Annotated in this window: 12 protein-coding genes and 4 pseudogenes; 10 read left to right on the top strand and 6 right to left on the bottom strand. The window is 64.1% G+C overall.

Features of this window, described 5'->3' with window-relative positions; translation table 11 throughout:
- The 7 genes and pseudogenes from BKH20_RS13845 to BKH20_RS13155 all read left to right on the top strand — a co-directional run.
- Positions 1 to 466, top strand: a pseudogene (locus tag BKH20_RS13845) (transposase); the annotation flags it as partial.
- A pseudogene (locus BKH20_RS13180) lies at positions 459 to 1,440 on the top strand (IS110 family transposase); the annotation flags it as partial. The pseudogenes BKH20_RS13845 and BKH20_RS13180, both read left to right, overlap by 8 nt.
- 320 nt (positions 1,441 to 1,760) lie before the next feature.
- Positions 1,761 to 2,534 carry a SagB/ThcOx family dehydrogenase gene (locus tag BKH20_RS13175; protein WP_218638177.1) on the top strand — a complete coding sequence of 258 codons (774 nt, stop codon included), beginning with the start codon at positions 1,761 to 1,763 and terminating at the stop codon, positions 2,532 to 2,534.
- Positions 2,535 to 2,552: 18 nt separating this feature from the next.
- A complete protein-coding gene (locus BKH20_RS13170; protein ID WP_218638176.1) occupies positions 2,553 to 3,557 on the top strand; it encodes a hypothetical protein in 1,005 nt (334 codons plus the stop codon).
- A gap of 152 nt (positions 3,558 to 3,709) precedes the next feature.
- On the top strand, positions 3,710 to 4,879 hold the full coding sequence (locus BKH20_RS13165) for a YcaO-like family protein (protein ID WP_218638175.1): 1,170 nt from the start codon (positions 3,710 to 3,712) through the stop codon (positions 4,877 to 4,879).
- Positions 4,880 to 4,967: 88 nt separating this feature from the next.
- Complete coding sequence (locus tag BKH20_RS13160; protein WP_218638174.1) at positions 4,968 to 5,612, top strand: CPBP family glutamic-type intramembrane protease; 645 nt, start codon at positions 4,968 to 4,970, stop codon at positions 5,610 to 5,612.
- Positions 5,609 to 6,358: a CAAX protease gene (locus BKH20_RS13155; RefSeq protein ID WP_075371530.1), complete on the top strand. Its 750-nt coding sequence runs from the start codon at positions 5,609 to 5,611 to the stop codon at positions 6,356 to 6,358. Before BKH20_RS13160 ends, BKH20_RS13155 begins: the two co-directional genes overlap by 4 nt.
- A 53-nt stretch (positions 6,359 to 6,411) precedes the next feature.
- Here the strand turns inward: BKH20_RS13155 and BKH20_RS13150 are convergent, their stop codons facing one another.
- Entirely contained in the window at positions 6,412 to 6,603 is a 192-nt protein-coding gene (locus BKH20_RS13150; protein WP_218638173.1) for a hypothetical protein, read from the bottom strand.
- A 204-nt stretch (positions 6,604 to 6,807) separates the two neighbouring features.
- On the opposite strand from BKH20_RS13150, the pseudogene BKH20_RS13140 reads away from it, so the two are divergent.
- From BKH20_RS13140 to BKH20_RS13130, 3 genes and pseudogenes are all read left to right on the top strand, one after another.
- Positions 6,808 to 8,162: pseudogene (locus BKH20_RS13140) on the top strand (ISL3 family transposase).
- A pseudogene (locus BKH20_RS15085) lies at positions 8,159 to 8,215 on the top strand (hypothetical protein); the annotation flags it as partial. The pseudogenes BKH20_RS13140 and BKH20_RS15085, both read left to right, overlap by 4 nt.
- A gap of 285 nt (positions 8,216 to 8,500) precedes the next feature.
- Positions 8,501 to 8,683, top strand: coding sequence for a hypothetical protein (locus tag BKH20_RS13130; RefSeq protein WP_075371531.1), 183 nt, complete (start codon positions 8,501 to 8,503; stop codon positions 8,681 to 8,683).
- Positions 8,684 to 8,751: 68 nt separating this feature from the next.
- On the opposite strand, the gene BKH20_RS13125 is transcribed toward BKH20_RS13130, so the two are convergent.
- From BKH20_RS13125 to BKH20_RS13835, 5 genes are all read right to left on the bottom strand, one after another.
- Positions 8,752 to 9,492: an ABC transporter permease gene (locus BKH20_RS13125; protein WP_075391426.1), complete on the bottom strand. Its 741-nt coding sequence runs from the start codon at positions 9,490 to 9,492 to the stop codon at positions 8,752 to 8,754.
- Positions 9,489 to 10,457: an ABC transporter ATP-binding protein gene (locus tag BKH20_RS13120; RefSeq protein ID WP_075391425.1), complete on the bottom strand. Its 969-nt coding sequence runs from the start codon at positions 10,455 to 10,457 to the stop codon at positions 9,489 to 9,491. The genes BKH20_RS13125 and BKH20_RS13120 overlap by 4 nt, the downstream gene beginning before the upstream one ends.
- A 1-nt stretch (position 10,458) precedes the next feature.
- Positions 10,459 to 11,019 carry an EXLDI protein gene (locus BKH20_RS13115; protein ID WP_256693193.1) on the bottom strand — a complete coding sequence of 187 codons (561 nt, stop codon included), beginning with the start codon at positions 11,017 to 11,019 and terminating at the stop codon, positions 10,459 to 10,461.
- 210 nt (positions 11,020 to 11,229) lie between these two features.
- Positions 11,230 to 11,478: an integrase core domain-containing protein gene (locus tag BKH20_RS13840; RefSeq protein ID WP_081381725.1), complete on the bottom strand. Its 249-nt coding sequence runs from the start codon at positions 11,476 to 11,478 to the stop codon at positions 11,230 to 11,232.
- Positions 11,441 to 11,776, bottom strand: a 336-nt coding sequence (locus BKH20_RS13835; RefSeq protein WP_143225019.1) for a DDE-type integrase/transposase/recombinase, incomplete at its 5' end; no start/stop codon positions are given. The genes BKH20_RS13835 and BKH20_RS13840, both read right to left, overlap by 38 nt.

The following is an 11,776-nucleotide window of genomic DNA, read 5'->3' as shown; positions in this document are numbered from 1 at the left end:
ATATCGCGGTAGGCGTGGACATGGACGGGATCAAGCACGTCCTGGGCATCTGGGTCCAGGCCAGCGAGGGGGCCAGGTTCTGGGCCCAGGTGTGCGCCGAGCTGGCCAACCGCGGCATCAAGGACGTGCTGATCGTAGAGGGGGCACCTCCCGCACGGGAGCGAAGCGCGCGGGGGAATGTGACGGGCTGACGGGGCTGCCCGAGGCGATTGAGGCGACCTGGCCCCAGGCGACGGTCCAGACATGCGTAGTCCACCTGATCCGGGCCGCCACGAGGTTCGTGTCCTACAGCGACCGCAAGGCCGTGGCAGCGGCTCTCAGGCCGATCTACCAGGCCCCCAGCGAGGAGGCCGCGTGGGAGGCCCTGGAGACCTTCGAGGCCAGCGAGCTCGGACAGCGCTACCCGGCCGCGGTCAGGACCTTCACCGACTCCTGGGAGCGATTCGCGGGCCTGATGCTCCTACCTGCCGGGACTGTCGATGCGCCGCATCGCAGACTTGAGCCCAGGAAACGCCAAAACCGACGCCCGTAACGCAGCCGTGATCGCTCAAGCTGCCGCCACGATGCCTCACACCCTGCGCGATGTCACCGCGGCCGACGAAGAGGCCGTAGCACTGACCATGCTCACTGGTTTTGACCTGGACCTGGCACGTCAGGTCAACCAGACGGCTAACCGCATTCGAGGCTTGTACACCCAGACCCCGCCCCGCCTTCGAGGCCGTCCTGGGATCCCTCTTGGCCCGCGACGCCATCTTGGAGGCCATAGCGGCCCGACACCGCCCCCACCGCGCTGAAGAAGGCAGGCAAAGCACGCATCGATGCCAGGCTGAAGAAGCACGGAGCCCGCCGCCATGCCGCCTGGGCCCAGCAGATCTGCGATGCCCTGGACAAGCAGACCGTGACGGTGGCAGGCACCGAGGCCGCCGGGGCGGTCCTGCCCCACCTGGCCCACCCGGCTCATCGCCTTGCACTCCCAAAGGGCTGATATCGCCGGCCGTGTCGAGGCTCTGGCGAGCGTCCCACCCTCTCTTGCCCGGCCCCTGACCACCCGTGCCCGGCATCAGGGGTCCCGGCCGCCGCCGTCTTCCTGGCCGAGACCCTGGGCAAGACCTTCACCACCGGGGCCCAACCTGGCCTCCCACATTCGGCCTGGCACCGGTGACCAGGAGGTCGGGATCCTCGATCAGGGGCGAGAGGCGTCTCCCACGCCGGCAACAAGAGACTCAAACGCGCCATGTTCGGCTCCGCCTTCGCCTCCCTCAGATCCGACCCCATCAGCCGCGCCTACTACCAGCGCAAACGAGACCAAGGCAAACGCCCGGGCCGATGCCGTCCTCGCCCGGGCCCACCGCCGCATCCTGCCCCTGACTGAACGCCATGATCCCAGACGCAGCCCTCTACGACCCCCAACCAGCAGCACAGCTACCCACCGCCGCTTGACACACCACATAGGGGCACCCAATCGCCACTCACGCCGTTCCAACGAAAACCCCGCACCGATCACCGAGAACCCGAAAAGTGGCACGAGTCACGACATAGGGATCGCGGGAGTTACTGGCTGGCCCCAGCGGGCTGCTATTGTCGCGAGTGTTCGGGACGCCTCAGCAGGGGGACAGACCATGGCATCTACACCAAATGGGTTGCGCAAGGCCAGCTCGGCAATCACCTCGTATCGAGCGCAGAGCCCAGGGACGGAAGGTGTGGGTTTCCGGACCCATCAGTTCCGATGCGACAACACCGATGGACCGGGCCTGTCCAGCGTGGCAGCCGATTTCCTTCTGGCTTCCCGGATCGGTCGGGGCGACATGGAGTTCAACGTCTCGGTCAGTGACTACTTCGTTGATCCCATGATCGTCACGTACGGCGAAATGGATCGCGACTCACTGATCGATGATGGGATCGACCTTCCCAAGTCCAGCAGGCTGCGTGTCCCGCTGGAGCAAGTGATTGCTCGCCGCCGCAGTGGCCGTGACTACACCGGGGAACCTCTAGATCTGCGTGATGTGGCCACTTTCTTGCGGGGGGCTGCCGGTGTGACCGGTCATCTGAATGTCCCGCGGTCCAATGGTGACACCGTGCGGTACAATCTGCGCGCTGTTCCCTCGGGGGGTGGCCTGTACCCCGTGTCGGTGTTCATGTCCGCCCAGCATGTCTCCGGCCTGGACCGCGGCGTCTACCGGTACTCGCCGATCGTCGACAAGCTGGTTCCCGTGGTCGGCCCGGAAGGCTGTCTGGGGGTTCGCAACGCGTTGGCCGGTGAGCCTGCTATCGAACAGTCCGATGCGGCCGGGGTGCAGTTGATCTTCGTCATCTCCCCATGGCGGTCGATGCGCAAGTACGGGCCCAGAGGGCTCAGGTTCGCCTTTCAGGAAGCCGGGGCGATCGCCCAGCAGATCAACCTGATCTGCACCGCTCTCGGGCTAGCGTCGGTGGAATCGTCCAGTTTTTACGAGAACGAGCTCAACGAGGCGTTGAAGCTCGATGGGATCTTTGAAACCGCTACCCACACGATGACCGTGGGCGTCCAAGCCTAGGTTGGTACAGGAGCCAAAGTGAGCAACCAATTCTCTCCGGGCCTGATGATGGTTCCCTACTCGATGGACCGGGTGGAGCTACGTCGGGGAGTCTGGAACACAGAGAGCACCATTCTGGAAGACGACGAAGCCACGGGAACCCTGTGGCCCACTCTGGACCTGCTGAGTCAAGGAGCGGAGCACTCCGAGATCCTCTCCCGGGTTCCGGGGCTGACGCGGACGGCGCTGGAGGACGTGGTCACGCAGCTGACGGCGCTCGGCGCGCTGATCTCCCCCGACCAGGACACGAGCGATGGCTGGCAGCCACGGCCGGTGTGGGTCGTCAGTGACGACACCGACCTCGCGGACCTGACGCGACAGTTCCTGGTGGACGAGGGTCTCGACGTCACCGTGGTGAGCGACGATACCAAGCCGCCGGCATCCTTCTTCACCGGCCTGCGCCTTGACCAGTCGGCCGATGAGCTGCTGATGGAAGAACAGGCACTCGAGATTGTGTCAACGATGCACCCCGCCGCGCAGCCGCAGCCCGTGCTGGTCGTAGTGCTGGCGCAGAACAACCCTGCAATGCTTCGGGCGCTGGATCTCCTCGCGCGCCGCGCGGGTCTGGCCTGGCTCCACGCGGTCATCGATGGGCCCGCGTTGTACGTCGGGCCCTTCATCATTCCCGGACTGACGGCGTCCTACCGGACCTTCGAGCAGCGGGTCTCGATGAACCTGCGTGAACGGCAGGGTTACCTATCCTGGATGCGGTCCGCGGCTGACCAGGTGCAGGCCGGACGTCCCGAGGTGGCGGTGTCTACCAGAGCGCTGCTCGCCGCACACGTCGCCCATGAGACCACCAGCATCGCCCGGCGAGGCCTCAGCACCACGCGGAACAAGGTCCTGTCGATCTACCTCCCGACAATGGAGATCGCCTTCAACGATGTTCTGCCGATGGCCAAGTTCGATGGCACATCGCAGTTCGCTGCCGCGTCTGACCTCTACTACGACATTCGTGAGTGGATTTCGGAGGGCGGCCGATGAAGCTAAGCCAAGACAGTGATCCCGTCGAGAGCGCAGCACGTCTAAAGCGGCAGACCTACAGCCCACTGTGCGGTCTCGTGACTTCGGTGGGCTACTCCCTCCACCCTGCGCGGGGGCCTCACGTGCGGGTCAACGGAGGAGAACTCACGGGAATGCACGCGCTCCTCGACCGTCCAGACCCGAAGCCTGGCAGCTACCACATTGGCGGGGTTGGCCTAAACGAGTTCGAGGCCGAGATCAAGGTCTACGCCGAGGCGGCCGAGCGGTACTGCGCCGGAACCGGGATCCTCAACAGTTCCTTCGAGCGGCGCTGGGCCACCCGGCAGGACCTGGCTGCCCAAACAGGTGACGAGGTCCTCGACCTGAGCGCCTTTGGGTTCGCGGAACCAACCCTCGGCGGCCCGTTCGACTCCTACAGCGACACGGCGCCCCTGACCTGGGTCAAGGTGCCGCGCGTGGGAACGGCTGGACCGGAGTGGGTTCCGGCGCAGTTCTTCTACTTGGGCTACAACCCTCGCAGACACGACGGCGAACCGTGGCTGGGTACGGCCGTGACCACCGGCACAGCCGTCCACACCACCCGCATGGCCGCCACCCTGGCAGCATCCTTCGAACTCATCCAGGTCGATGCCGCCATGGGCCTTTGGCACGGCTCGTCGGCCCCGGTGCGCATTGCCTTGGACGGCCACCGGCTCGACCGCATCCGACGACTCCTCGAGCGGTCAGCTGGCAGTAGCCATGAGTTGCGCTTCTACTGGCTCCCCTCACCAAGCCTGCAGAACTTCACCATCGCATGCCTGATGGTGGGCAGGGGCAGCCAAGTCCCCCTCGTCGCGGTGGGCCTCGGCGCCGACGCCACCCTCGAGGGAGCCATGTACAAGGCCTTCCTGGAGTGTAGCGGAGTCCGGATGCTCGCTGTCTGGGCATCCTTCGACTCTGAGGATTCCTCCACCATGTCCACCGACGCCATGCTCGATCTCGACTCGAACGTCTCCTACTACGCACGCAACAGCCGGGCCGCCCAGTCCGTCGTGACCAGGTTTGAGACGGGGGCCTCCGCACACGCCGACGACCTCCCGCCCGACAACACCCATACCGGTGCTGATCTGATTCGTGATGTCGTCACGAGCATCACCTCCGTCTCCCCCCTATACGTCGAAGACTTCACCACACCGGAGATCCGGGGCTTGGGATTGTACTGTGTCAGACTCTGGGCGCCGGGCCTGCTCGCGCTGTCGCTGCCGAGCGCACCCATGCGGCAACACCCTCGCTACCGTGCCTACGGTGACTTCGGCAATCCCGCGCCCCATCCTTACCCCTAGCAGAAGCTAGACCGGGATGCCCTTTTTGTCCTGCTTCGCCCTCGTCGCGGTTGGTTTGGTTAGCTGGTCGCCAGCGACCCTGACGAAGATGGTCGGCAACCTCAACAGTAAGGCTCGCTACGCGACCATTTACGTCATCGTTCTGGGCCTTCTCGCGATCACATGCCTGGCGCTGAGCCCCATCCGGAACCTCCAAACGGCGCACGGATGGGGCATGGTCCTGTGCGGAATCGCCGTCTCCCTCCTCGCTCCCCCGGCAGCCGCGTGGCTTGACGCAAGAATTCTCCGGGACGTCACGGGACGCCTGGTAGCAGGCCGGGAACGGCCCCAGAACACCGCCCCCACCTATCGCAGCGGTGATGCGAGTGCTCAGCAACCGGTGTGGGTGACCCGGGCACAGGTGGCCCGATCAATCCAGAACATGCCCCTGTGGCAGCTACTGGTGATCGGGGCCGGGGAAGAGGTCGGATTCCGTCTTGGGGTGCCGATCGTGGCTCTGCGAGCGACCCCGCAGTGGCTGACGCTAACCCTTCTCGGAGCTGCCCTGTTCGCCTACGGCCATTCAGTCTTCGGCCGGGGACAGATCTTGGCCAAGGTGCCGCTGGCAGTGCTGGGAACGGTCCTGTTCATCTACTGGGGGATCTGGGCTTGTGTCGTTGCCCACCTTGTCTACAACGCCCAGTACTGGTGGAACAGGAACGCGACTCATCGGCGCAGGATACCGAACACATGATCATCACCGCCATAGCCTTGACTCTTTACGTCGGCTACTACTTCGTTTCCAAGCCGTTCCTCCGCAAGCTGTCGAATGCTGCAGCCCGGTCCGGTCTCCCAATCCTCGCAAACGCGACCATCGCCGAACGACAAGCAACAATCCAGATGTCCTTGGTGGTGGCTGCCCACCTCATCATGGTGTGTTTTCTGTCCCTCTTGGTCCTGCCCCGGCAATGGTGGCTCTATCAAGCCAGCCATCTGGGAATTCAGAGCATCGCCGTCCTGCTCGCCGTGCTCCTAGGGGTCGGGGAATCCGTTGCTTCGGGAGTCCTCGCGGAGATGCTCTACACCGTGCTCGGATGGATAGACCAGCGTCGTGAGCAACTAGGCCACCCGTCACATCTGGCAGTCGAGATGGTCGAAGCCAGTGCCGGTGGCTGGATGAAGACGATCCGGGTGTCCGTGGAGGCCAACCTGATCGTGGGGGCAGCGTTGCTGACGCTTCAGCTGGCTTGCGAAGAGATTATCTTCCGGTTCATCTTTCCGCGTTGTCTGCCGGGGCACATGTGGACTGCCGGGGCGCTATTCATCATCATGCAGTTCAGCGGTTTGAAACGGCGTATCGGAGGAGTTTTCGCAGCGGTCGGGGCCACAGTGATGGCAGTCAGCCAGGGATATCTCGCCACACGGGCGGACTTCCTAGCCCCACTGGTTGTGGCCCATCTCGTTATGTTCCTCAGCTCACGCACCCTGTCCAACAAGTGAGGGAGCGGCGCAAGCGCCACCCCCTCAGCGGGCCGATCGAAGAATCAGTCTTGTCAGCCGTGCGGTTGTGCCACCACGGCACAGGTCGAGCAGGAGCAGCACGACCCAGCGCTCGAACTGGTGGATCCGCCAGGAGCGAGCATGTCCACCTGGGCACCGAACCCCAGGGCGTTGCTCATGGCGGTCTGGACGGTGCGAACCCGATGGTCGCTGACGGTCTTGACAGTGACCTGCATGATCGCCATCCCTTCTTCGTTGGAAATCCGACGATGCCAGCGTAACAGTTGACAGTTGACTGCGTCTAGTCCCAGAGGCTGATCCGGCTCTTCCGGTTTGAGGGTGTAGGAGGGGGTGGTGGGCGCGCGGGAGTAGACAGGGGGCGTCGAGGTCCTGGCGGGCTTGATGGGTGTCGCTGAACTATCCATCGTCTGCCGGAGGACCCCGACGCTATGTTGAAGGCTACCGCGCGCACCCTTGCCAGGGCGCGCTTCGAGCCGATCGATCCCGACGCCCTGCTGGGCCTGGAGCCCCTGGGCCTTCGCGCCACAGGCCAGCGTGTCATCGAGCCTGCCGATGGCCGATGTGAGCTGGTTGTCGAGGCCCGCCCCGTCTTGGACATCGTTGACGAGCGCTTGTTCTGCGCCTCCTGCGGGGCGCAGGGCCGGCGGGCCGGCACGGTGGCGCGCCTACATTGGCCCACGCCCCGACCTGCGGGAGGATCACCCGCCTGCTGGTGCGAGTCCCCAGGATCGCCTGCCAGCACTGCCAGCGCGTGTGGCGCCTCGACATGGCCCAGGCGGCGCGGCCTCGGGGCGCGCTGAGCCGGGCCGCCGCCTGGTGGGCCCTTCAGGCGGTCGCGATCGACAATATGGCCGTCTCCAGGGTCCGGCCGCACCTGGGGGTCTCGTGGGACGCCGCCAACGACGCCGTACTGAAGGAGGGCAAGGAGGCCCTGGGCCTCTGAAGGACCGCCTCAAGGGGGCGCGCGTGATCGGGATCGATGAGCATGTGTGGCGCCATACCCGGCGCGGCGACAAGTACGTCACCGTCATCATCGACCTGACCCCCGTCAGGGAGGGCGCTGGTTCGGCCAGGTTGCTGGACATGATTCCCGGCAGGTCGAAGAAGGCCCTGGCGTCCTGGCTGACCGACCAAGACCCCACCTGGCGGGCGGGTGTGGAGATTGTGGCGATGGACGGGTTCACCGGCTACAAGACCGCCACCGCCGAGCAGCTGCCGGGTGCGACCACGGTGATGGACCCCTTCCACGTCGTGAGCCTGACCGGGTGACGCCCTGGACGCCACCCGGCGTCGGGTCCAGCAGGAGATCGCTGGGCGGCGCGGCACCGCCAAGGACCTGCTCTACAAGGCGCGCCGCACCCTACTGACCGGGCTCGGCCTGATCACCGTGCATCAGGGATAGCGCCTCGACGCGCTGTTCGCTGACGAGCGCCATGCGCCCGTGGAGGTGGCCTGGTCGGTCTACCAGAAAATGATCAGCGCCTACCGCCACACCGACCTCGCCAAGGGCAAACGCCTGATGAGCCGCCTGATCGGCAAGATCGCCACCGGCGTGCCAGCCGGGATCGAGGAGATCGCCCGCCTGGGCAGGACCCTGAAGCGCAGGCGCGAGGACATTCTGGCCTACTTCGACCACCCGGGCTCGTCCAACGGGCCCACCGAAGCCCTCAACGGTCGCTTGGAGCACCTACTCGGCATCGCCCAAGGCTCCCGCAACCTCACCCACTACACAGCCCGCAGCCTCATCCACACAGGAGGCCTCAGACACCAACTGACCACCTGACTACACCCTCAAACCGGAAGAGGCGCGATGAGGTCGAGCGGGCGACCGCCGACTGGGTGTCCTGGTACAACACCGAGCGCCCCCACCGCTCCAACGCCAACGACATGCCCCCGGCCACCGCCGAGGCCCTCTACTATGACAACCACCGCGCCGACCAACCAGCCGCCGCATGACAACAACCCCTCCACAAAACCCGGGACGATCCAACCCCACCCAATGACCCACAAACCCATGGCCATGACATGGACAGCCCTCCCAACTCGCCTCCCAACTCGACCCACGCGGGTGCTAGCATTACAACTGGATGTATCCCTTCTACCACTTCCAAGGAGTCAGTCATGAAGCTCACCACCACCTCCTCGCTCGAGCACCGCGTCCGCACAACGCAGTTCGCCGTCACGTCCACCTTCGGCGGCGCCAGCGTCAACGTCGATCTGCTCGCCCCGGGCGGCTCGACCTGCAGCAGCGCCGGCAGTTCGAGCTCGTGCTCGACCTGCGCCGTCACCGCTCCGGTGCGCTGACCAGACCAACCACTCAATCGAATAAACACGCCTGTGCCGGGAACCTTCGGGTTCCCGGCACAGTTGCGTCAACGCCTCCGGTCGAACTCGCGGGTTGCCCATCCGAACGCGATACCTGACATCAACAATGTGATGACCCAGCTCCGCGCGCCTGCCGCCACCAGACCATTGCTGCTGAACTGTTCCCGGGCGCCCTGGACCAGGTGCCACAGCGGGTTGAAGTGGGCAGTGGCGACGATCCAGTGCGGGGCGAATGACATGGGCAGCATGATCCCGGACAGGAGGAGGATCGGCAGCAGGATGAGGTTGAAGATCGCGGACAGTGCTCCCTCGCTCTTGGTCTTGAGCGCCACGGCATAAGAGATTCCCGCAAACGTCGTCCCTGTTCCGAGAACCGTCACGAGGTAGGTCATCAGTCCCCATGCGCTGGGCCTGGCCCCAAGGACGAGGCCGACGAGAAAGACGACCAGTATGGGGGCAGACATCAACAAAACGTCACGTGTGATCCTGCCGGCCATCACGGTGCTTCCCTTGGCTGGAGTGCTCCAGATACGTTCGAGGATCCCGAGGCGGTATTCAAGGATGATGGTGAGCCCCACGAAGGCGCCGATGGTCATCGCCATCTGGATCGACAGACCTGTGACGTACATGGAATAGGCGGTAGCCCGAGTGGTTCCTTGGAGTCTCATCGTGGAGACGAACAGAGGACCAAAGAGGGCGAGGTAGACGATGGGTTGCACGAAGGTTAAGGCAAAATCGCGCCGAGCCCTCAGCGCCAACGTCATGTAGCGCGCAAGACACGCTTTCATGAGAGCTGCTCCTTCCCCGAGGTTACCGTGATGGCCAAGAACGCCTCTTCGAGGGACGCCTCACGAATGCTGATCGAGCTCATCTCGACGGCGTTGCGCGTAAGGGTCTGGCTGACCAGAGCTGCATCGGAGTTGGGATGCTTGGACGGGATGCGGATCCGGTTGCCATCTCGCGCCACGGCAGGGAATGTACCGGCCAAGACGCTGACGGCACGCTCGCTGCTGTCTCCAGCAACGGTGACGGTCGCTTCTCCCACCGCGTACTGCTCGCAAATCGTTGCGGGGGAACCGGTGGCGACTACCGAGCCGTGGTTCATCACGCTGACGTCGGAGAGATGGTCGGCGACCTCGTCGATGTAGTGGGTGGTGACCAGGAAAGCAGCGCCTGTTTCGCGGCGGGCGGACTGGACTGTCTGCCACAAGGACAGTCGTGTCGCAGGGTCGAGACCCAGGGTCGGCTCGTCGAGAAGAACGACGGATGGATGCCCCACCAGTGCAAGGCCGACCTCAACGACCCTCTTCTGGCCGCCTGACAGCCGCCCAACGTCCCAGTCCATGAGGTAGCCACAGTTCAGCATCGCCGCGACGGCGTCGACGCTCGACCGTGCCTGATGGGCTGACTGGCCGAAACACTGGGCATGGAAGGTCATCTCCTCCCGGCAGGTCAGGCCGTACTGGAGTCCGCCCTTTTGGGACACATATCCCAAACAGGAACGCCCTTCGGGTGATCCCCATGCGACGTCACCGGAGTCGGCGGACAAGAGACCCGCTACAATCCTGACGAGAGTGGTCTTCCCGGCGCCATTTGGTCCGAACAGGCCCACCATCTCGCCGGGGTAGAGATCCAAGGAAACCCCTCGTAGTGCCGGGACCTCGTACCCGCCATGGACGACGTACTTCTTCGTGAGCTGCGCGATCGACAGTGCAGGTCTTGGTAGAACGCGCTCTGGGATGGCCGATGGCATGTCAGATGTCCAGGACTTCGAAGGGGGGAATGGCGAGGGCTGATTCGACGCGTTCAGCCAAGGCGCCATCGACCTGGCCCAAGTGCTCAATGTCGGGGTACACGACCATCGTCTTGTCGCCCGCGACCCAGAAGTCACGATCCCACGTCTCGGGGTGGGACCACAGGTTCTCCTGGCCTGCGGCCCAGTCGGGCAGCTTCCGCTGGATCTTGGTGGCGACAGCCAGCTGGTTCTTGGCGGTCTGGTAGACGGTGTCGATGCGGGTCCCCTCGGGGGCTGGTTGACTGACGCGGACCAGGCGTCGCCCCATGAAGGTGACCCTGTGGTCTACGCCGTCAGTGCGCAGCGTGAGTTCGATCTCCTCGTAGCCCGCGCCCGCTCGTTGGTGCTTCTTCACGTAGTCGCGGAGCGCCTCCGCGACAGCTGCCGACACTCCACCAGCGATCTCGCTAGCTTCGGTGAACAGGCTCACGTCGTCTTTCGCGACATACACGTTTCTATTGGGCATGATCATAACTATACGCATATTTGTGACGCTCGTCAAGCCCACGACGAGACTCATGAAGGATGCCCGCGTAAGAGGCTCGGTGCCTCATGTAGGACTGCCCGCGAAGCTCGTGGACCGTGGTGGGCATGGGAAGTGGGTTGCCTGGTGCAGGCCAGGGCCGAGATCACGGGAAAGTACGCCAGGGTGTACACCAGGGCGTCGAAGAAGGACAAGGGACGGATCCTTGGACTGCTGGGTGTTTTTCGGACAGTGCTTGTTTGTGTTTCAGGCTGCCTTCGTTAAGTCCAGGAAATCGCGTTCGACCTCGTCGGGAGTGCGATACCCTAGGGCTGAGTGAAGACGAGTACGATTGTATCTCAGCTCGATCCATGAGGCAATATCCTTGATCGCCTTGTCCTTCGTGGGATACACCATTCGGTGGACTCTCTCATTCTTGAGCGTGGCGTTGAATGACTCCGCCCACGCACCCACCCAGTCACGCCCCCGTACGCCCCGCCGAGGGGCGAATGCCATAGGAATTGAGGTGGTCCAGGAACTTCTGGGACGTGTATTGGCTCCCCCTGTCGGAGTGAAAGATCGTCACACCCTTCTTGATCGGGCATCTCTTGACCGCCATGTCAATGGCCTGGCACACCAGGGAGGTGTGTATGTGGTCGGCCATCGCATAACCCACCACCTTCTTGGTGCAGCAGTCCAGAACTGTCGCAAGATAGACGAATCCGGTCCACGTCCTGACATAGGTGATATCCCCGCACAGCTTCTTGCCGGGCTCGTCAGCTGTGAAGTCCCGTCGGAGCAGGTCGGGCCGCTC

This window comes from Actinomyces oris (assembly GCF_001937445.1).
Classification (GTDB): Bacteria; Actinomycetota; Actinomycetes; order Actinomycetales; family Actinomycetaceae; genus Actinomyces; species Actinomyces acetigenes.
This window is presented reverse-complemented; position numbering and strand designations above follow the sequence as displayed.

Bases quoted from the DNA above. Each gene is read 5' to 3' on its own strand.
- BKH20_RS13165 (WP_218638175.1), top strand. From the start codon at position 3,710: ATGCACGCGCTCCTCGACCGTCCAGACCCGAAGCCTGGCAGCTACCAC.
- BKH20_RS13160 (WP_218638174.1), top strand. From the start codon at position 4,968: ATGGTCGGCAACCTCAACAGTAAGGCTCGCTACGCGACCATTTACGTC.
- BKH20_RS13155 (WP_075371530.1), top strand. From the start codon at position 5,609: ATGATCATCACCGCCATAGCCTTGACTCTTTACGTCGGCTACTACTTC.
- BKH20_RS13150 (WP_218638173.1), bottom strand. From the start codon at position 6,603: ATGGCGATCATGCAGGTCACTGTCAAGACCGTCAGCGACCATCGGGTT.
- BKH20_RS13130 (WP_075371531.1), top strand. From the start codon at position 8,501: ATGAAGCTCACCACCACCTCCTCGCTCGAGCACCGCGTCCGCACAACG.
- BKH20_RS13125 (WP_075391426.1), bottom strand. From the start codon at position 9,492: ATGAAAGCGTGTCTTGCGCGCTACATGACGTTGGCGCTGAGGGCTCGG.
- BKH20_RS13120 (WP_075391425.1), bottom strand. From the start codon at position 10,457: ATGCCATCGGCCATCCCAGAGCGCGTTCTACCAAGACCTGCACTGTCG.
- BKH20_RS13115 (WP_256693193.1), bottom strand. From the start codon at position 11,019: ATGAGTCTCGTCGTGGGCTTGACGAGCGTCACAAATATGCGTATAGTT.
- BKH20_RS13840 (WP_081381725.1), bottom strand. From the start codon at position 11,478: ATGGCATTCGCCCCTCGGCGGGGCGTACGGGGGCGTGACTGGGTGGGT.